This is a genomic window from Amycolatopsis nalaikhensis (genome assembly GCF_030264295.1).
Taxonomy (GTDB): Bacteria; Actinomycetota; Actinomycetes; order Mycobacteriales; family Pseudonocardiaceae; genus Amycolatopsis; species Amycolatopsis nalaikhensis.
The window spans coordinates 6930654-6950326 of sequence record NZ_CP127173.1; the positions used below are offsets into that span (position 1 = coordinate 6930654).

17 protein-coding genes and 2 pseudogenes are annotated in these 19673 nt (G+C 73.0%); 8 read left to right on the plus strand and 11 right to left on the minus strand.

Going from position 1 to position 19673, the window contains the following annotated elements:
• Positions 1 to 2 precede the first annotated feature (2 nt).
• Both QP939_RS34015 and QP939_RS34020 read left to right on the plus strand, forming a co-directional pair.
• Complete coding sequence (locus QP939_RS34015; protein WP_285450368.1) at positions 3 to 1127, plus strand: carboxylate-amine ligase; 1125 nt, start codon at positions 3 to 5, stop codon at positions 1125 to 1127.
• Entirely contained in the window at positions 1124 to 3730 is a 2607-nt protein-coding gene (locus QP939_RS34020; RefSeq protein ID WP_285450369.1) for a cation-translocating P-type ATPase, read from the plus strand. The genes QP939_RS34015 and QP939_RS34020 overlap by 4 nt, the downstream gene beginning before the upstream one ends.
• Here the strand turns inward: QP939_RS34020 and QP939_RS34025 are convergent.
• The 5 genes from QP939_RS34025 to QP939_RS34045 all read right to left on the minus strand — a co-directional run bounded on the left by QP939_RS34025 (position 3690) and on the right by QP939_RS34045 (position 6531).
• Positions 3690 to 3905, minus strand: coding sequence for a hypothetical protein (locus QP939_RS34025; protein WP_285450371.1), 216 nt, complete (start codon positions 3903 to 3905; stop codon positions 3690 to 3692). The two genes, QP939_RS34020 and QP939_RS34025, sit on opposite strands and share 41 nt — an antisense overlap.
• Entirely contained in the window at positions 3893 to 4096 is a 204-nt protein-coding gene (locus QP939_RS34030; protein WP_285450372.1) for a hypothetical protein, read from the minus strand. Before QP939_RS34030 ends, QP939_RS34025 begins: the two co-directional genes overlap by 13 nt.
• Positions 4093 to 5073 carry a magnesium transporter CorA family protein gene (locus QP939_RS34035; RefSeq protein ID WP_285450374.1) on the minus strand — a complete coding sequence of 327 codons (981 nt, stop codon included), beginning with the start codon at positions 5071 to 5073 and terminating at the stop codon, positions 4093 to 4095. The genes QP939_RS34030 and QP939_RS34035 overlap by 4 nt, the downstream gene beginning before the upstream one ends.
• A complete protein-coding gene (locus QP939_RS34040; RefSeq protein WP_285450375.1) occupies positions 5073 to 5528 on the minus strand; it encodes a hypothetical protein in 456 nt (151 codons plus the stop codon). The genes QP939_RS34035 and QP939_RS34040 overlap by 1 nt, the downstream gene beginning before the upstream one ends.
• Positions 5529 to 5667: 139 nt before the next feature.
• Complete coding sequence (locus QP939_RS34045) at positions 5668 to 6531, minus strand: universal stress protein (RefSeq protein ID WP_285450376.1); 864 nt, start codon at positions 6529 to 6531, stop codon at positions 5668 to 5670.
• Positions 6532 to 6662: 131 nt separating this feature from the next.
• On the opposite strand from QP939_RS34045, the gene QP939_RS34050 reads away from it, so the two are divergent.
• A complete protein-coding gene (locus QP939_RS34050; protein ID WP_285450377.1) occupies positions 6663 to 8330 on the plus strand; it encodes a SulP family inorganic anion transporter in 1668 nt (555 codons plus the stop codon).
• Between the two features lie 7 nt (positions 8331 to 8337).
• On the opposite strand, the gene ftsH is transcribed toward QP939_RS34050, so the two are convergent.
• Positions 8338 to 10242, minus strand: a complete 1905-nt coding sequence (ftsH, locus tag QP939_RS34055) for an ATP-dependent zinc metalloprotease FtsH (protein ID WP_285450378.1) — start codon at positions 10240 to 10242, stop codon at positions 8338 to 8340.
• Positions 10243 to 10266: 24 nt separating this feature from the next.
• Between ftsH and QP939_RS34060 the strand changes: the two genes are divergently transcribed.
• Together QP939_RS34060 and QP939_RS34065 are read left to right on the plus strand one after the other, a co-directional pair.
• Positions 10267 to 10395, plus strand: a complete 129-nt coding sequence (locus tag QP939_RS34060) for a hypothetical protein (protein WP_285450379.1) — start codon at positions 10267 to 10269, stop codon at positions 10393 to 10395.
• Between the two features lie 37 nt (positions 10396 to 10432).
• Positions 10433 to 11433, plus strand: a pseudogene (locus tag QP939_RS34065) (zinc-binding alcohol dehydrogenase family protein).
• Positions 11434 to 11453: 20 nt separating this feature from the next.
• Here the strand turns inward: QP939_RS34065 and QP939_RS34070 are convergent.
• Positions 11454 to 11801, minus strand: coding sequence for a hypothetical protein (locus QP939_RS34070; protein WP_285459909.1), 348 nt, complete (start codon positions 11799 to 11801; stop codon positions 11454 to 11456).
• 186 nt (positions 11802 to 11987) lie between these two features.
• Between QP939_RS34070 and QP939_RS34075 the strand changes: the two genes are divergently transcribed.
• Together QP939_RS34075 and QP939_RS34080 are read left to right on the plus strand one after the other, a co-directional pair.
• Positions 11988 to 12872: a universal stress protein gene (locus tag QP939_RS34075; RefSeq protein WP_285450380.1), complete on the plus strand. Its 885-nt coding sequence runs from the start codon at positions 11988 to 11990 to the stop codon at positions 12870 to 12872.
• A 2-nt stretch (positions 12873 to 12874) separates the two neighbouring features.
• The gene (locus QP939_RS34080) at positions 12875 to 13510 is read left to right on the plus strand and encodes a CBS domain-containing protein (RefSeq protein WP_285450381.1); all 636 of its coding nucleotides are present in this window, start codon (positions 12875 to 12877) and stop codon (positions 13508 to 13510) included.
• Here QP939_RS34080 and QP939_RS34085 read toward each other — a convergent pair.
• Both QP939_RS34085 and QP939_RS34090 read right to left on the minus strand, forming a co-directional pair.
• Positions 13486 to 13821, minus strand: coding sequence for a hypothetical protein (locus QP939_RS34085; RefSeq protein ID WP_285450382.1), 336 nt, complete (start codon positions 13819 to 13821; stop codon positions 13486 to 13488). The two genes, QP939_RS34080 and QP939_RS34085, sit on opposite strands and share 25 nt — an antisense overlap.
• A gap of 39 nt (positions 13822 to 13860) precedes the next feature.
• Positions 13861 to 14080 (minus strand): annotated as a pseudogene (locus tag QP939_RS34090) (transposase); the annotation flags it as partial.
• Between the two features lie 452 nt (positions 14081 to 14532).
• Here QP939_RS34090 and QP939_RS34095 point away from each other — a divergent pair.
• On the plus strand, positions 14533 to 16488 hold the full coding sequence (locus tag QP939_RS34095) for a DUF6541 family protein (protein WP_285450383.1): 1956 nt from the start codon (positions 14533 to 14535) through the stop codon (positions 16486 to 16488).
• 7 nt (positions 16489 to 16495) lie between these two features.
• On the opposite strand, the gene QP939_RS34100 is transcribed toward QP939_RS34095, so the two are convergent.
• Complete coding sequence (locus QP939_RS34100; protein WP_285450384.1) at positions 16496 to 17641, minus strand: hypothetical protein; 1146 nt, start codon at positions 17639 to 17641, stop codon at positions 16496 to 16498.
• 845 nt (positions 17642 to 18486) lie between these two features.
• Positions 18487 to 19494 carry an Acg family FMN-binding oxidoreductase gene (locus QP939_RS34105; protein ID WP_285450386.1) on the minus strand — a complete coding sequence of 336 codons (1008 nt, stop codon included), beginning with the start codon at positions 19492 to 19494 and terminating at the stop codon, positions 18487 to 18489.
• Positions 19495 to 19673: the final 179 nt, after the last annotated feature.

Sequence of the window (19673 nt, forward strand, 5' to 3'; positions counted from 1 at the left end):
TCGTGGACGACGGGGGTGGCACGGTCGGTGTCGAGGAGGAGTTCGTGCTCGTCGACCCGCGGTCGGGGGCGACGGCCGCGGCGGCACCGCGGGTCCTGCAGCTGCTGGCCGACGAGCCGGGGGTGATGGCGGAGTTCCTGCGGTTCCAGGTGGAGACGGCGACCGGCGTGTGCCGGTCGCTGTCCGCGGTCCGCGCGGAACTGACCCGGCTGCGGCGCCGGGTGGCCGAGGCCGCGGAGCACGCTGGCTGCGTTGCGCTGGCTACGGGCGTGGCTCCGTTCGGGGCGGTGTCGCAGGTCACGGCCGATCCTCGCTACCGCACGCTGGCGACCTGGTTTCCGGCGCTGGTCGGGGAAGCGGGCACGTGCGCCTGCCACGTCCACGTCGGAGTCCCGTCGCGGGCCGCCGGGGTGCGGGTGCTGGCGCGGCTGCGGCCGTGGCTCGGGGCGCTGCTGGCGATCAGCGCGAACTCGCCGTACGTCGACGGGCTGGACTCCGGCTGGGCCAGTGCCCGGTACCCGCTGTGGTCGCGCTGGCCGACGGCCCGCCCACCGGGCGAGTGGCGCGACGTCGTGGCCTACGACGCCGCGGTCGGCGGCGCCATCCGGCGCGGGGAGGCGATCGATGCCCGCAGCGTGTACTTCTACGCCCGCCTGTCCCCGCGGCATCCGACCGTCGAGGTGCGGATTGCCGACGTCTGTCTCGACGTGGACGACGCGGTGCTGCTCGCGGGCCTGGTGCGGGGCCTGGTCGTCACCGCGCTGGCCGAAGAGCGCCGCGGGGCGCCTCTGCCACCTGTGCCGGACGCGCTGGTCGAGCGGTCGCTGCGGGCGGCCGCGCGCTACGGCCTCGCCGGACCGGGCGTCGATGTGCTGACCGGCACGCTCGTGGCCTCCGAAGGACTGGTCGAGGACCTCCTCGCGTACGTCCGGCCCGCGCTGCGGGCCACCGGTGATCTCGAGGACGTCCTGGCCGGCTGGTACGCACTCGGGTCGCGGGGCGGGGGAGCAGAGCAGCAGCGCGCTCTGCGCGCGGTATCGGGCACGCCGGTGGAGTTCGTCGCCCGGTTGGCGGCCGCGACCCGCGGCGAAGACACCAGTTCCACGGAACGGAAGGCAGCGCAGTGAAGACCACAGCCCACCCCGAAGCGTTCCACGCCCGGCCTGCGACCGCCGTCGCCGAGCAACTCGGGGTCGACCCTGTTCGAGGGCTCAGCGCCGAGGAAGCCGGAGCGCGGCTGGACCACTTCGGCCCCAACACGGTCATCGCGCCGGCCGGGCCGGGGCTGGTGCTCCGGGTGCTGCGGCAGTTCCACGACCCCCTCGTCCAGGTCCTGCTGCTCGCGGGCGTGGTGACCGGGCTCTTCGGCGGTTACGTCGACGCCGGGGTGATCGGGGGCGTGGTGCTGCTCAACGCCCTCGTCGGGTTCGTGCAGGAGTCGCGGGCGCAGCGCGCTCTCGACGCGCTGTCCCGGATGGTGCCGTCGGAGGCGACCGTGCTCCGGGACGGGGTGACCCGGCGGGTACCGGCCGCCGAGCTGGTCCCGGGCGACGTCGTGGAGCTGGCCGCGGGGGACCGCGTACCGGCCGACGTGCGGCTCACCGAGGTCCGCCTGGCCGAGGTCGACGAGTCGGCGCTGACCGGGGAGTCGGTGCCGGTGCGCAAGTCCGCCGACGCCGTGGCCGGGGAAGCCGTGGTCGCCGACCGGGCCGGCTGTGCCTACTCCGGGACGCTGGTGACGCGCGGCTGGGCCCGTGCCGTGGTCACGGCGACCGGTGGCGCCACCGAGCTGGGCGGCATCCAGCACCTGGTGGCCACCGCGGAGGTGGTCACGACCCCGCTGACCCGCAAGCTCGCGCGGTTTTCCCGGCAGCTGAGCGTCGCGATCGTCGCGGTCGCCGCCGCGGCCTTCGCGCTCGGGGTCTTCCGCGGCACGCCGATGCCCGAGATGTTCACGGCGGTGGTCGCGCTGGCCGTCGGGGCGATTCCCGAAGGACTGCCCGCGGCGGTGGCGATCGTGCTGGCGATCGGGGTGGTCCGGATGTCGCGGCGCGGCGCGATCGTGCGGAACCTGCCCGCTGTGGAAACCCTCGGCGGCACCACGGTGATCTGCACCGACAAGACCGGCACCCTCACCCGGAACCGGATGAACGTGACCACCCTCGCCGTCGCCGGCCGGGTGGTTCCCCCGGCGGAGGCCCGCGAATGCCTCGTCGCGGGTGTCCTCTGCAACGACGCGCAGCTCGGGGAGGGCGACCCGACGGAGATCGCGCTGCTCGAATCGGCGCTCGCGGCCGGGCTGGACCCCGCGGCGATCCGCGCCGCCGCGCCGCGCACGGAAACCGTGCCGTTCGAGTCCGAGACCCGCACGATGACCACGGTGCACGGCGACGTCGGCTACCTCAAGGGCGCGGTCGAGGAAGTGGTGGCGCGGTGCGGGGACGAGCTCGGCCCCGGCGGCGTCGTCCGTCCCCTCGACGCCGCCGCCGTGGACCGGCTGCAGCAGGAGCTGACCGGGCAGGGGCTGCGGGTGCTCGCGTTCGCCCGGTTCACCCCGGGCGCCGCGCCGACGTTGGTGGGCCTGCAGGCGATGCACGACCCGCCCCGGCCGGAGGCGATCACGGCCGTCGCGGCGTGCCGGAGCGCGGGCATCGACGTGAAGATGATCACCGGCGACCACGCCGGGACGGCCCGGGCGATCGCCACCGAAGTCGGGCTGGTGGACGAAGCGGCGTCCGCGCGGGTCCTCACCGGAGCCGAGCTGGCGGAGCTGCCCGAGGCGGGCTTCGACGAGACGGTGGCGGACACCCAGGTGTTCGCCCGGGTGTCGCCGGGGCAGAAGCTCCAGCTGGTGCAGGCGTTGCAGCGGCGCGGGCACGTGGTCGCGATGACCGGCGACGGCGTCAACGACGCGCCGGCATTGCGCCGCGCGGACATCGGTGTCGCGATGGGCCGCAACGGCACCGACGCCGCCCGCCAGGCCGCGGACATGGTGCTGACCGACGACGACTTCGCCTCGATCGAAGCAGCGGTGCGGGAAGGCCGGAGCGTCTTCGACAACCTGCGCAAGTTCATCGCGTGGACGCTGCCGGCCAACATCGGCGAGGGCATGGTCGTGCTGGTCGCCATCCTGCTCGGCGCGACACTGCCGATCGTGCCGGTGCAGATCCTGTGGATCAACATGACGACCGCGGTGTTCCTGGGTCTCACGATGGCGTTCGAGCCCACCGAGACCGGCATCATGGGGCGGACTCCGCGCCCGCCGAAGCGTCCGCTTTTCACCGCCGCGCTACTGCGCCGGGTCGTGCTCGTGTCGCTCCTGCTCGTGGTGGCGGCTTTCGCAGCCTATGGGGCCGACCTGGCCGCGGGGGTGTCGCTCGCGGAGGCCCGCACGAGCGCGATCAACGTGTTCGTCGGCGTGCAGGCCGCGTACCTGCTCAGCTGCCGCTCGCTGGACCGCCCGGTGCTGCTCGCGTGGCCCGGCCGCAGCCGGATGTTCGCGCTCGGCCTCGGGCTCACGGCGGGGCTCCAGCTGCTGTTGACCTACGTCCCGATCATGAACACGTGGTTCCACACCGCACCTGTCGGCGCCGGCTCCTGGCTGTGGGTTCTCGGTGCCGCCGTCGTGGCATTCCTCGTGGTGGAGGCGGACAAGCTGATCTGGCACCGGGTGGCGGCGCGGCGGCGAGTCAGCTCAGGCCGGGAAGGCGGCGGACAGCGAGCGCGGTGACCGCCGACGTGGTGGCCGCCATCAGGAAGCCGCCGAGGACGCCGATCGTGATCGTGGTGGGCAGGCTTTGACCGGGCTGCCACAGCGGCATGGTGACGCCCAGGAAGACCGCGAGGCCGAGCAGCCACGCGCCGGTCGTGGCCGCAATCCAGCGCCAGGCGTTCAACGCGGGCACGGCGCGCCGGAGGACGAGGGCTTGGCCGCGCCCAGCACGGCTCCTTCGACCGCTCCCGCGGCCAGCAGCACAGGCAGCACGAGGGCGGCGGAGGCGTCCGCGGTGAGGGCGCCCGTCACCGAGGGGACGGTGAATCCGAGGAATTCGGCCGGCGTGACGGTCGCGAACCAGGTCCGGAGCGTCCGGCTCACAGCCAGTCTCGTCGTTTGAACAGGACGTACAGGGTCCCCGAGATGACCAGGATGGCGAGCGTCGAAACCCACACCCCGGACGCCTGCGCGAACCCCGGGTAGGGGATGTTCTGGCCGTAGAAGCCGGTGATGGCGGTGGGCACCGCGATGATCGCGGCCCAGCTGGTCACCTTCTTCATGATCGTGTTGAGCCGGTTGCCCTGGATGCTCAGCTGCGTTTCGCGGATCGTCGCGAGCAGGTCGCGCAGCGACTCCGTCCACTCCGTCACGCGCAGGACGTGGTCGTACACGTCTTGGAAGTACGGCAGCAGCGCGTCGTCGACCGTGCGGACTTCCCGGCGCATCAAGGAACCGACGATTTCCCGCATCGGCAGGGCCAGGTGCCGCAGCCGGCTCAGGCTCTTGCGCAGCCGCAGGGCGCGGCGCTGCAGGTCCGTGACGTCGGTCTGGTCGGCGAAGACCAGGTCCTCCAGCTCCTCGACCTGTTCGTCGAGGGTCTGGAGCGCGTCGAAGTGGCCGTCGACGAGCAGGTCGAGCAGGCCGTGCAACAGGAACCCGGTGCCGCTCTTGGCCAGTTCGGGGGTGCTGTCCCAGCGCTTGGTGAGGGCGTCGATGTCCGCGGTGTTGTTGCGGTGCAAGGTGACCAGCACTCGGTCGGTGACGAACGCGTCGAGCTCCGACGCCGTGAGCACACCGTCGCCGGAGTCCAGCCGGACGGCGTAGGCGGTGAGGAACGAATGGTGGTCGTAGTGGACCAGCTTCGGCCGCTGGTGGTCTTCGTCGAGGACGGCCGCGATCGCGAGCGGGTGCAGCCCGAGTTCGGTGGTGAGCGCGGCCAGGTCCGCGGCGGTGGGGGCGTCGAGGTCCAGCCAGAGCGTCACGGCCGGGTCGGTGAGCTGCCGCGTGGCTTCGGCGACGGAGAGGTTCTCCCGCTCCAGGACGCCACTGCGGTACAGGCGGCTCCGGCTCGCGGGCATCAGCGGTCGGCCGCGGTGGCCAGGCTGGTCCGGCACGCGCGGACGAGCTGGCGGGTCGCGCGGGTGGCCGGGGTCTCGCCGCAGGACGGGCAGCGCACCGCGACGTCGCCGGCCAGCTGGTCGATCGCGACGTTCAGTGCGCACTCGCACTGCCGGCACCAGCGCGTGCCGGTGACGATGACGACGTGCAGCGGCGACGACACACAGTCGTGCAGCCAACGCCGGTGCGTCCGGCACGTGACGCGCTCCAGCGGGTCCAGACCGTCCTCTTCGGACCGGTCCTCCGCCGTCAGCGCCAGTGCCAGGCGGCGGTCGGAGACGTCGGCGTAGCGCGGGTCCACGAAGTCGGCCGGCCGCAGCGCGAGCCGGTCACGGCGGTTGCGGCGGGTGCTTTCGGACGTCGGCTCGGCAGTCGTCGCCGGGGCGAATCCGCGGGGGGAGTGCTGGCTGTCCATGATGTGCCTCACTTTCGTCTGATCCAGACTCCGCCGTGGGAGACCAGGCGACGAGGGCCGGACCGCCCCGGTTCCCGGGGCCCGGGGACCCCGGATCCGGAGGGGCCAAGGCCCGTCGAGGTGAGGACTTTCGGCCGCCTCAGGCGCCGCGGACCAGGTAGACCGGGCAGGCCGCGTTGTGCAGCAGCGCCTGGCCGGTGGACCCCAGCAGCAGCCCGGGGAACCCGCCGCGGCCCCGGGTGCCGAGCACGACCAGCTGCGCGGTCGTGCTGCGCTCGATCAGCTCACGCCGCGGGTGCGACTGGACCACGACCTCCTCGACCGCGACACCCTCGGTGTCGTGGGAGCTCAGCCGCTCGGCGAGCAACTGGTGCCCGGCGTCGGCGAGGGCCGCGCGGTCCGGTTCACGGCTCTGGGACTCGTCCGCCGCCGCGTGCACCACGACCAGCGGGGCGTGCCGCGCACGGGACTCGGCGATGGCGGTCTCGAGGATCCGCGCGCTCGCTTCGCCGCCGTCGACGCCGGCGACGACCGGCCGGTCCGCCGCTCCCGGTTCGTCCCAGGTGTCGCCGCGGACCACGACGGTGTCGCACGAGGCGTGCGCGCCCACCGCCGAGGCGACCGAGCCGGCCAGGAGGCCCGCCAGCTTGCCGTGCCCGGACGAACCGACCACGAGCAGCGACGCCGTCCGGGACGCGTCGATGAGGGCTTGGGCGGCGCGGTCGGGATCCAGCCGGGTGGCCGCGTCCGGCACGCCTTGCGCCGCGGCGAGCTCCGCCGCGGCGCGCAGGTACCGGCGGCCGCGGACGCGCAGCACTTCCTTCATCTCCTCGGGCGGCGGGACGACGCCGCCGGCGAGCAGGGCGGAGAAGTCGACGGCGTACACGATCTCCAGCGGCGCGCCACGCAGGTGCGCGGCGCGCGCGGCCCAGCGGACGGCGTCGAGCGACTCGACGGATCCATCCACTCCGGTGACGATCGGTGGACTGGGTACGGTGGTCATCGGCAGCTCCCGAGGCAGACGTGCCCCGACCGTAGGCTCGGCGCCGGGCCGGCCGCCGCGGCCGGAAGTCACCGGACGGAAGGACTTCCGGCCGCAGCCGGTGCGCCCGTCCGGCCCGCATCCTCGGAACCGTGAACCTCTCCGCGGCTCTCCCCGGGCTCGCGCGCCTGCGGCGGTACCGCCGGGCCTGGCTGCGCGGGGACGTCGTCGCGGGCGTCACCGTCGCCGCCTACCTGGTGCCGCAGGTGATGGCCTACGCCGAAGTGGCGGGGCTGCCGCCGGTGGCCGGCCTGTGGGCGGCGATCGGCCCGCTGGCCGTCTACGCGCTGCTCGGCTCGTCGCGCCAGATGTCGGTCGGGCCCGAGTCGACGACCGCGCTGATGACCGCGGCGGTCCTGGCCCCGCTCGCCGCCGGCGACCCCGGCCACTACGCCGCGCTCGCCGCCGTGCTCGCGGTCGTGGTCGGCTGCCTGTGCCTGCTCGCCGGCCTGGCCCGGCTCGGCGTCCTCGCCGAACTCTTGTCGAAGCCGGTGCTCACCGGGTACATGGCGGGCATCGCGGCGCTCATGGTCGCCAGTCAGCTCGGGAAGGTCACCGGGGTGCCGATCCACGGCGGGGAGTTCCTCGGCGACCTCGGCTCGTTCTTCACCCAGCTCGATCGGGTGCGCTGGCCGACGGTGGCGCTGGCGGCGGCGGTGCTGGCCGTGCTGTACGCGCTCGAGCGGTTCGTGCCACGGCTGCCGGGGCCGCTGGCCGCGATGGCGCTGGCCACGGTGGCGGTCGCCGTGCTCGCCCCGGCCGGCTTCGATGTCGTCGGGGCGCTGCCCGCCGGGCTGCCGCCCGCCGTGTCCGGGATCTCCGCCGAGGACGTGGGGCAGCTGATCCTGCCCGCCGTGGGCATCGCGATCGTCGGGTTCTCCGACAACGTGCTGACCGCGCGGGCGTTCGCGGCCCGCCGCGGCGAGGAGATCGACGCCGGCCAGGAGCTGCGGGCGCTCGCGGCGGCGAACGTGACGGCCGGGCTGCTGCACGGCTTCCCGGTCAGCAGCAGCGCCAGCCGCACGGCGCTGGGCGCGGCGGTGGGCAGCCGGACGCAGCTGCACTCGCTCGTCGCGCTGGCCGCCGTGGTCCTCACGGTCCTGTTCGCCCGGCCGCTGCTCGCGGAATTCCCGAAGGCGGCCCTCGGCGCGCTGGTGGTCTTCGCGGCGCTGCACCTCGTCGACGTCCGCGAGCTGCGGCGGTTCGCCCGGTTCCGGCCCAGCGAGCTGGTGCTCGCCCTGCTGACCACCGCCGGGGTGCTCGGCCTCGGCGTGCTGTACGGCGTCCTGGCCGCCGTCGGACTGTCCATTCTGGACCTGCTGCGCCGGATCGCCCGGCCGCACGACGGGATCCTGGGCACGGTGCCGGGCCTGGCCGGGATGCACGACGTCGACGACTACCCGGAGGCGACCACCGAACCCGGTCTCGTCGTCTACCGCTACGACGCGCCGTTGTGCTTCGCCAACGCGGAGGACTTCCGCCGCCGCGCGCTGGCCGCGGTGGACGGGACGGCGCGGTGGTTCGTGCTCAACGCCGAGGCGAACGTCGAGCTGGACGTGACCGCCGCCGACGCGCTCGACCGGCTGCGGGACGCGCTCGGCCGGCGGGGTGTCGTGTTCGCCATGGCGAGGGTGAAGCAGGACCTGCGCGACGACCTCGTCGCCGCGGGACTGGTGGCGAAGGTGGGGGAGGAGCGCATCTTCCCGACGCTGCCGACCGCGGTGCGCAGCTACCGGGCCTGGCTGGCGAACGCGGGCTGAGCGGGGTTCAGCCCGCCTGCTCGTCGACGGGGACCAGTTCGTCGCGCAGCACCGCCGCCACCACGTCGCCGCCGATCGTCTCGTGCTCCTGCAGGTGCCCGGCCAGGGTGTCGAGCGCTCGCCGGTGCCGTCGCAGCAACGTGGTCGCACGGTCCTCCGCGGCGCGGACCAGCCGGGCGATCTCCTCGTCGACGGCCCGCTGGGTCTGTTCCGAGTACGGGCGGCCGAGCAGCTCGGCCCGGCCGTCGTGCCCGTCCGCCGAGCCGTAGCCGACCGGGCCGAGCGACGGCGACATCCCGAACTCCGTCACCATCTTCGCCGCCAGCGCGGTGGCACCGGCGAGATCGTTCGCGGCGCCGGTCGACGCTTCGCCGAACACCACCAGCTCCGCCGCGCGGCCGCCGAGGCGGACCGCGAGCAGGTCGGCCAGGTAGCTCTCGCGGTAGAGGTGCCGCTCGGCCTCCGGTAGCTGCTCGGTGGCGCCCAGGGCCATCCCGGCGGGCAGGATCGTCACCTTCGCCACCGGGTCCGCGTGCTCGCACAGCGCGGCGACCAGCGCGTGCCCGGACTCGTGCACCGCGACCGAGTGCCGCTCCTCCGGCAACAGGGCGTTCGAGCTGTCCCGCCGGCCCAGCAGCACCCGGTCCCGGGCCGCGGCCAGGTCGGCCGCGGTCAGCACGGTGCGGTCGTCGCGGACGGCGTTGATCGCCGCTTCGTTGACGAGGTTGGCCAGGTCGGCGCCGGAGAAGCCGGGGGTGCCGCGGGCGACGACGCCGAGGTCGACGTCCGGATCGAGGTGCTTGCCGTCGATGTGGGTGGCCAGGATCGCCGCGCGCTCGGCCTGGTTCGGCAGCGGCACGGTGACCTGCCGGTCGAACCGGCCCGGCCGCAGCAGCGCGGAGTCGAGCGTTTCCGGCCGGTTGGTGGCCGCCAGCACGACGACGCCGCTGCTCTGGTCGAAGCCGTCCATCTCGGCCAGCAGCTGGTTGAGGGTCTGCTCGCGTTCGTCGTGGCCGCCGAGACCACCGCCGGTGCCGCGCCGCCCGCCGACCGCGTCGATCTCGTCGATGAAGATGATCGAGGGCGCACGGGTGCGGGCTTCCTCGAACAGGTCGCGCACGCGGGCCGCCCCGACGCCCACGAACATCTCGACGAACGCCGAGCCGGTGATGGACAGGAACGGCACGCTCGCCTCCCCGGCGACGGCCCGGGCGAAGAGCGTCTTGCCGGTGCCGGGCGGGCCGACCATGATCACCCCGCGCGGTCCCTTGGCCCCGGCCGCGGCGTAGCGCGCCGGATCGCGCAGGAAGTCGATGATCTCGCCGATCTCCTGCTTCACGCCCTCGTAGCCGGCGATGTCGGAGAACCGCGTGGTCGGGCGCTGCGCTTCGATGATCTTGGCCTTGGCGCGGCCGAAGCCGCCCGCACCGAGCCCGCCCATCCCGCCTGCCGCCTTCTGCGCGCGCATCCCTGCCCACACGAGGAACCCGAAGAACAGCACGAAAGGCAGGTAGCCCAGCAACCCCGACAGCAGTGAGCCGCTCGCCTTCGTGGCGGTGATCTTCACGTTCTTTTCGCGTAGCTTCGCCTCCAGCTGCCCCGGGTCCAGCGCGGTCGAGACGCGGCTGGTGAACGCGGCCCCGCCCCGCTCGACGCCGTCGACCGCGCCCTCGTCGTCGATCGTCACCGACTCGACCTGTCCGGTGTCCACTTTGGACAGGAACTCGGTGTAGCTCACCGACGGCGCCGGTGAAGTCCAGAACACCGGCGCGACGATCCCGGCCAGCGCCAGCAGCATGACCGCGGTGAGCAGCCACCCGCCCCAGGACCGCCGGGGCGGATCCGGATCCGGTTTCGGCGCGGGCGCGGGCGCGGGCGTGGGCGGTGGGCCGGACCGGGCCGTTCGGGACATGACGCTCGCTCCCAGAAGTCGTGGGTGATCGATTTCCTGCCCACGATCGCGGACCGGCGGGTGCGGGAAGAAGGGGCGAACGTCCCCGGCCGGGAGGACCACGGGAACTCGCGGCCCGCGCGCGGAGCGGCCATCCTGGCGGAAACGCCGTGACCAGAGGAGGCCGACCGTGCCGGAGCTGCCGACGACGATGACCGCGTGGCGGGTCACCCGGCCCGGGCCGATGGCTTCGGGCCCCCTGGACTCCTCGACGGTGCCGGTGCCGCGGCCTGCGGCCGGTGAGCTGCTGGTGCGGGTGCTCGTGTGCGGGGTGTGCCGGACGGACCTGCACGTCGCCGAAGGTGACCTGCCGGTGCACCGGCAGTGCGTCACGCCGGGGCACGAGGTCGTCGGTGAGGTCGTCGCCCTCGGCGACGGGGTCACGGAGTTCGCGACCGGCGACCGCGTCGGCATCGCTTGGCTGCGGGGACCTGTGGTCGCTGCCGGTACTGCCTCCGGGGCCGGGAGAACCTCTGCCCGGAGTCGCGCTACACGGGCTGGGACGCCGACGGCGGCTACGCGGAGTTCGCCGTGGTCCCGGCGGCGTACGCGCTGCCGCTGCCCGGCGGCTACTCCGACGACGAGCTCGCGCCGCTGTTGTGCGCCGGGCTGATCGGTTACCACGCCCTGGCGCGGGCGGAAGTGCCCGAAGGCGGCCGGCTGGGGATCTACGGCTTCGGTGGCAGCGCCCACCTGACCGCGCAGGTGGCCATCGCCCGCGGCGTCACCGTCCACGTGATGACCCGGAGTGCCGAGGCCCGCAAGCTCGCGCTGGAGCTGGGCGCCGTGTCAGCCGGGGACGCCGCCGAGCCACCGCCGGAGCCCCTGGATTCGGCGATCCTGTTCGCGCCGGCCGGCGAACTGGTGCTGCCCGCGCTGGGAGCGCTGGACCGGGGTGGGACGCTGGCCATCGCGGGCATCCACCTGTCGGACGTCCCGCCGCTGAACTACCAGCAGCACCTGTTCCAGGAACGTCAGCTGCGCAGTGTCACGGCGAACACCCGGGCCGACGCGCGGGAGTTCCTGGCCTTCGCCGGCGAACACCACTTGAGCGTCAGCACGGTTCCCTACGCCCTGGACCAGGCGGACCAGGCGCTCGCCGACCTGGCCGCGGACCGGGTGAACGGCGCGGCCGTGCTGCGGGCGACCTGACCCGAGGACCAGCCGGACGGTCACGGCAACCCGGCCGGCGTTCGCAGGTGGCGGACGGTCGAGACCAGCCACAACGCTGCGATCAGCCCTACCAGCACGGCAAGGGTGAAGCCATCGCCGGTGACGAGGGTGAAGACGGCGCACAGCAGCGCGGCCGTGCCCAGCGGGGCGCTGATCCACCGCGCCGGCCCGGTCCACCGGTCCGCGCCGAGCAGGAAGGAGACCAGCCCGAGCACCAGCGCGCTGGTCGCCATCGCGCGCGGGCCGTGCACCCACAGCGCGGTGTCGTCCGGGAAGTAGTCGACGTACAGGGCGACGATGGACAGGACCGGCACGGTCGCCACCGCGTCTCGCCATTCGCGTTGCATCACGGGAACCTCCTCCGGCTCACGATGCGCCCGCGGGACGGACCGCCGGGAGCGGCCAAGGGCTCCGCGCGGGGTGCCGAAAGTCCTTCGTGCCGGTGGCCGACGACCGCAGCAGCCGGTCGCGGCCGGGACCTACCGTCGGTTCGGATGCGTGGTCAGCGCACCGGAACCCGGAGGAAACAGGTCATGAGCGCAACCGGAAACCCGCCGATCGTCGTCGCCGTGGACGGTTCGGAGACCGCCGCAGCGGCCGCGTTGTGGGCGGCCGGGGAAGCAGGCCGCCGGCATGCGTCCCTGCTCGTCTACACCGCTTACGGCTACGAAGACGCCGCTTTCGGCGGCAAGATGTACCCGCCGTCGGACTGGCTGGCGGTGAAGGAGGCGGAGGCGGACCGGCTGCTGCGGCAGACCCGGGCCACGCTCGAAGCCGCCGTGCCCGGCCTGGAGATCTTGACCGAGGCCAGCGACCACGGACCGGTGCCGGGGCTGCTCGAGGTCTCGGCGCGGGCCCGGATCCTCGTCACCGGCGAGCCGGTCGGGGCGATCGCGGGCCTGTTCAGCGGCTCGCCCGACGTCGACCTCGCCGCGCGGGCTCACTGCCCGGTCGTGACCGTGCGCGGCTCGGAGAAGGTCGGCGGCCCGGTGGTCGTGGGCGTCGACGGCAGCCCGCTGAGCGAAGCGGCGATCGCCTGGGCCTTCGAGGAGGCCTCGATCCGCAACGCCCCGCTCGTCGCGCTGTACACCTGGCACGACGGCGACACCGCCGGCCTGTTCAGCGACGGCAACGTCGCCTTCCAGGGCGAAGGCCTGCAGGACTCGGGGCGCCGGCTGCTCGCGCAGCGGCTCGCGGGCTGGCAGGAGAAGTACCCCGACGTCCACGTCGAGCGCCGCGTCGAACACGACAAGCCCCGGGCCCGGCTCCTCGAGATGAGCCGCGACGCGCAGCTGGTCGTCGTCGGGAGCCGGGGCCGCGGTGGCTTCACCGGGCTGGTGCTCGGTTCGACGAGCCAGGCGCTGCTGCACCACGCGGCCTGCCCGGTCATGGTCGTCCGTACCGAGAAAGAGGTCTGAAGATGAACACCGGCAAGGTGTCCGCGGTGATGACCGCCGACCCGATCACCGTTTCCCCGCAGACGCCGTTCAAGGACATCGCCGCCCTGCTCACCGGCAACGGGATCAGCGCGGTCGGCGTGGTCGACAAGACGGGCGCGCTGGTGGGTGTCGTCTCGGAAGCGGACCTGCTCCCGCACCTGTGGGAGGACCGCAAGCCCCGGTGGCGCGACCGTCGGCTGGCCCGGAAGGCGACGGCGTGCGTCGCGAAGGACCTGATGACCAGCCCGGCCGTCACCATCGACGCAGATGCGACGCTCGCCGCCGCTGCGGCGCAGTTCGCGCGCAGCGGTGTCCGCCGGTTGTTCGTGCTGCGCAACGGGAAGGTGGTGGGCGTGCTGGCCCGCCGCGACCTGGTGGCGGTCTTCACCCGCGGCGACGCCGACCTCGAGCGCGAGGTCTGCGACGGAGTGCTGCGCGAGCGGCTCAACCTGGGGCCGGATCGGGTCCGGGTGGAGGTGCGGGCCGGGATCGTCACGGTCGTCGGGCGCGTGGAGCGCCGCAGCGACATCGACCCGGTGACCCGGCTGATCCAGGAGCTGTCCGGCGTGGTCGAGGTGCGCAACCGCCTGGACTACGTCTGGAACGACGTGGCCTGAGTGCAGCGGAAGGCCTCCGTCCATTCCGGACGGAGGCCTTCTTCGTGCGCGAAAGATCTGTGAGAATGACCTTTCGGTGCCTGGTACGGCGGCCGCAGTGTGGGATGTTTGGCGCGTTGTCGCTGGTAGTGGCTGTGGCGAGCGCGGGTTTGGTGGCGTCGTCGCCAGTGGTAGGTGGGGTGGCAGATGTAGTAGGCCAGCTCGGTGGGTTTGCCGATCGAGCGGCGAACCAGCAGCTGTTGCCCGCCGGCGGCGCCGGGGTCGGGCAGCCGTTCCAGCATCCGCCGGGCGAATTCGGGTTGGTCGCGCACTCGATCTGGGTACCGATTCCGGCTTCCGCGCAGCGTTCATGAGACGTAGGTCAAGAACACCCCGAGCTGGCAGTTCCCGATCCGCCCGGCGGTACCGGAGTACTGCCGCTGCGCCCGGCGGACTTGGTGCCCTTCTTCAGAAAACCCGTCTCACCGGCCAAGCCACCACGATCCCGCCCCGGTCACCGAGACTGCCCAGCACATAGGAGCGGACATCGTCACGGGTCGCCTCGGTGTCCCAGCGGTAGGAGTTCAGCAGCCATGCCGTCCGGGGTCAGGTCACCAGCCGCCGGACCGGCCGACCGCGCGCACACTCAGGGGCCACGCCGTAGGGCCGCCTCTTCTTCACCGAATACGCGTGATCGCACGGCCGCTGGCCACGCCGGCTCCTTTGTTCCCGGCAACACCAATCCGTGGCGTCCCGCAGCTGCCTGCGATGCAGCACGAAAGATCTTCGGACACACGAACCCGGCAAACCTCTACTTTCTACCCCGACAGGCCCAATATCCCGGACAGAACGGGGAACTCGGGGACGGCAGCCGCGATGTAGTCCACTTTCGACGCCGCGGAATCCGGCTCGTCAGATCCGTTTCACTGCGGATTCAGCAATTGCCTGCGAAGGAGTAACTCTCGCCGGCTCGATGGCGATGACGCCACCAGAACATGCCGATTTCCGGCAGATCGCCGGTTTCCGTACCAGGGGGTTCGACCATGTCGTGGCTCGACGCTGCGCCGACGATGGTGCTCTGTGGAGTGCTGCTCGTCCTGCCGGGGCTTCCCCTCACGTACCTGCTCGGGCTGCGACGGCTGGCGATGGTGGCCGTCGCCCCGGTCGTCGTCGTGGCTTTGGTGGCGGTGACGGCGATCGGCGCGGCGAAGCTCGGCGTCCGGTGGTCGCCGCCGCTGGTGTTCCTCGTGTCCGTCGGGTCGGCGGTTGTGGCCGGGTGCGTCGTCATGCTTCTTCGCCGGCGTCTGCTGCAGCCCGCGCCCGGCGACAGCCTGCCGGTCGTCGCGGCTGCCGCGAGCGGGCTCGTCGTCGCGCTGGCGCTCGGCGTGTTCGCCATCCGAGCGGCGATCGGCAGTCCCGAGGAACTGGTCAAGACCGACGACTCGTCGTTCCACTACAACGCCGTCACCAACATCCTGAACAGCGGGGTGGCGTCCACGTTCCGGATCGACACCCTCGGCGTGCCCGGACGCGTCCGCGGCTTCTACCCCGCGGCCTGGCACGATCTGGGCTCCCTGCTCGCCATGCTCACCGGCGGCTCGGTGCCGGCCACGGCGAACATCCTGTCCGTCACCATCGCGCTGGTCGTGTGGCCGCTGGGCTGCGTCCTGCTGATGCGGCAGCTGGCCGGGCCGGACCGGCAGGCACTGGCCCTCGCCGGCCTGCTGAGCGTCGCGTTCGGCGCGTTCCCCTGGGAACTGCTCGGCTGGGGCATCCTCTGGCCCAACCTGCTGGGGCTCTCGCTGGTCCCGGCCGGGGTCGCGGTCGTGATGTCGATGGCCGGCCTGGCCCGGGAGGACGTGATCGGCCGTGGGCGGGCGTTCCTGCTGGCGCCGGTGGCGCTGACCGCGATCGCCATCGCACACCCGAACGCGGTCGTCAGCCTGGCCGCGATCACCCTCCCCGCGATCGTCGTCGCCCTCGCACGGGCCGCTGCCCGGCGGTACCGGGCCGGCCGGCGGCCGCAGGCCGCCCTGTTCGCCGCGCCCATCGTGCTCGCCGCGCCGGCGTACTGGCTGGTCGTCGTCAGGCTGGGCGTGTTCGCGGGACCGATGACCGCGGACTCACCGCCCTTCGAGTCGCCGTCGCAGGCACTCGGTGAGGTACTGACCGGGGCGACGAACCACCACGGCGCGGGCTGGGTCCTGGCCGGGCTGGTGATCGTGGGGGCGGTGTCGTGCTTCCGGCAGCGCTCCCGCCGGTGGCTCGTGGCCGGGCACGCCCTCTCCGGCGGCCTGTACGTGCTGGCCGCGGGCGTGCCCGGAGCGTCTCGCCGGATCTTCACCGGCTTCTGGTACACCGACTCCCACCGGCTGGCCGCCATGCTCCCGGTCACCGGCGTCCCGCTCGTGGTGATCGGCGTGCTGGCGGTCGTCTCGGCGGCGCGTGCCGGGCTCGCGCCGGACGGCGTGCTGCGCCGGCTTCGCCTGTGGCCCCCGGCCGCCGCCGTGGTGGTGGTGATCGCCTTGCTGCTGGCGACCGGCGGCCTGCACCACGCCGACCACCGCGACCGGGTCCTGGCCGCGTACCCGAAAGCCAACCCGCTCGTGACCCCGGACGAATACGCGCTGTTCGAACGGATCGGCCGGCGGACCGAACCGGGCACCATCGTGGCCCAGATGCCGTACAACGGCAGCCCGGCGGTGATGGCCCTGACCCGCCGCCAGGTCCTGTTCCCCCAGCTCAACCTGGGCCGGCTGACGACGGACCAGGTGTACCTGGCCCAGCACCTCAACCAGGCGGCGAGCGATCCCCGCGTGTGCGAGATCGTCAACCGGCTCCAGGTCCGGTACCTGCTGACCAACGACCACGCCAGGGGCAACCGGTGGGACGGCACCGCCTACCCGGCACCGTCCGCCGGGTTCCGCCAGATCGACCAGGGCGGCTCGTTCCGGCTGTACCGGGTCAGCCCGTGCGACAAGACCGCCGACTCACGTTGATTGGGCTTCACTTCCACAGCACAGCATGATGTCCGCCGCTGACGAGCGAGAAGCCGCCGATGACCAGACCACTGCGATTGATCTTCTCGGCACCACCGTCTTGGGCGCCGTCCGGGGTCGGCAGTTCCACGATGCGCCCGTTGCGGTCCCAGTACACCGCGCGCCCGGCTGCGATATCGGAGCGCATGACGTTGCCGACCACCACACCGCGGCCGTTGACATCGCGTGCCCAGCTTTGTGCCCCGTCAGGCAGTGCCCCCAGCGTGATCGGACGGCCCTGTCGATCCCACTTGACGGCGTGGTCTTCCACGTGCCCGACGATCGTGCCGTCAGCCCCGATCGCGCCGGCAGCACCGCGTTGCGCCGACAGCTGGGTCAGGTGCCCCGCGCGATCCCAGCGCACCGGGTAGCCGGCGGCGGAAGTATCGGCTTCCCCGACCGCCGTGCCGTCTGCGGCCAGGTCGTATGCGTACGCACCGGACCCGTCCAAGCCGGGAAGAGGGACCATGACGTTGTCCCGGTTCCAGCGCAGCGAAGTGATCACGCCCAGGTGAGTTGCGGCCCCACCGACGACGTCGCCGGCAGCGTTGACCAGTCCCGCCCAGCTGGCTTCGGTTCCCGCAGGCAAGCCGAGGTCGGTGATCCGGCCTCGCGGACCCCACTTGACTGCATGCCGCAGGCCATCGGAGGCATCGGAGGTACCCACCACCGTGCCATCCGGTGCGATATCGCCGCCGTAACTCGTGGTCCCGCCGGGCAGCGTGCCGAGGTCTGTGATCCGCCCATCCGCTGACCACCGGGCAGCATGGACCTGACCGTTCGCCAACTCCGCGAAGCCGGTGATCTGGCCGTTGTCGTTGACCGCATCGGCTGTGCTGAGCGCGCCGCCGAGCGTACCCAGGTCGGTCGGCGTACCGGTGTTGTCCCAGCGCACGGCGCGCCGCGGAGACAGCGAACCGCTGACGGCCGAATAGCCGACGACCAGACCGCCGTCGTTGACAGCGGTGGCGAAAGTCGTGACGTCGCCGGCCAACGGGCGCAACTCGACCAACTGCGCCGCCCGCTGGCCGGGCGCAGCCGCCGCCCCAGCCGCCGGCAGTGCCATGAGCGCACCGACCGCCAGGAAGATCGCATGAAGCCGAACGGTTGACATCGTGGTCCTCCCCGTGTTCCAGCGACCACCACGGCCGCGCACAGCACCCACAGTCGAGGAGATCCCGGCCGGCCGGATAGGGACGAAGTGCCTTCCGGAGGAGGAACTACTGCCGTACCAGCGGTCGGCCGGCTTGACGGAGACAGACGCCCTCAGCGCGCCGCGTCACGACGGGAGGCCCGCCAACCAGGTCGCCAACGTTTTCGCCGGCGCGTCCGGCTGTTCCTCCGGAGTCTGGTCCCCGCCTTCTCCGGGCCGCGCACCACTTCCAAGGCCGCGAACGCCGATGCGCGCGCCACTCCACCATCGACGGGGTCAGCATCGTGTCGGAGCCCGGTTCGAACGTCACCAGCAGCTTCGGAATCGAAGAAGACGCCGGCCACCGCCCGAGCGCCTCGATCCGGGCCACTACCCCGGCCGGCTCGCCGCCCAGGGGCTCTGAGCGGGCCCACTGCAGCAACGGGCAGTGGAACGACGTCGCGTACTCCGGCGGAAGGCCGGACAAGAACTCCCCGATGAGCGACCTGCCGGTCGTGATCGCGCGGAACACTCCGCTCCCGCCGGCGGGAACTCCTCCCACGTCATCGGCTTCAGGACTGCTTCCGTCAACGCCAACGTCCGGACCCGCGACGAGTGGCGAGACGCCCAGTCCGCCGCCAGTGCGCCACCCCAGTCGTGGCGCCCTAACCGATCCCGCCCACCGCGAAGCGCACACCCATCACCGGTCACACTGGCCCCGACGCCACCAAACCCGCGCCCGCCACAGCCGCTACCAGCGACAACGCGCTAAACATCCCACACTGCGGCTGCCCGTACTAGTCGCACCGAAGGGCCTTGGCCGGTTCTCAGTGGCCGCGCAGCTCGGCCGGGACCGGAAGCCCCACGCCGTAGGGATGGGCCGCCGGCCGCAGGACCTCGCCGATCGGGCGGCGCGGGGTCGCCGGGAGCGGGGCCGCCCCCTCGGGGAGGTAGCCGACGCGGACGACCGCCTGGGGCTCGAGCCCGCCGCCGAGGACGCAGTCGCGGATCACGCCGCGGGTGCTGACCGGCTCCAGCGGTTCGGTGACCAGGCAGGAGGCCAGGTTCAGCCGGGTCGCGGTCAGCAGCACCGCACTGGCCGCTTCGCCCGCGCGGAGGCGGTCGATCGGGTCGTCGCCGGCTGTGGCCAGCACGGTCAGGGCCGCGCCGTCGGGGCCGCCGGTGTCGGGGAGCATGGCGTCGGCGAAGTCACGCACCCGCGGGGCGGCGGTCGCGCGGATCGCGTTCTGCGCGGGCACGCCGTCGGGGGCGTAGCGGCGCCCGCTCCAGGCCGCCAGCTCGGTGCCGTAGTCCGGGTCGGCCCGGTGCAGTCCTTGGGCTTCCACCGCGGCGGCCGTCAGCGCCGATCGCTGTGGTGCCGCGTCGACGAAGCGGAGTACACCGCCCTGATCGGTGGCACTCTTGGCCAGGAAGACCTCGTCCCGCACGAGCAGCGGACGCGCGGCGAACCGGCGGCGGTCCGACCGGCGCCGGGGAATGGCCGTGGCCAGGGCGATGTCGCCGTCGCGGGTGTCGTGGGGGACCAGCACGATCCGCGCCGGCACGCCGGGTTCCGGCAGCCGGTGGATCTGTGCGGCCCAGCCCAAGGCCGCCGCGGCGACCGTGAAGTGGTGCAGCACGCACCCGCAGCTGACGAGCAGGTCGCGGCCCTCCGGGTCGGTGTGCCGCAGCAGCCGGCTTTCGTCGGCGCGCAGCTCGACCGTCCGGCCGCTGAACCGCCAGCTCCACGGCTGGGTGTTGTGCACGGAAGGAGCCCGCACAGCGAGCGCGACGGCCGCCCTCACCGTGTACGCGTCGGGCAGGTTCTGGTCCATCGCTTCCTCCTCGGAACGGGCTGCCCCCCATGTTCGCCGCGGCGGACATGGGCTCCCAGGGCCGAAGTGCTTCGACCGCGGGGACGTCGGGCCCGTCCGCGCCCAAGGGTTGAGGCCCTTGGACTCTTTCCCCCGCGCCGGGCGGCGGCCGAACCTGGACCTCGAAGTCCGTCCCGCCA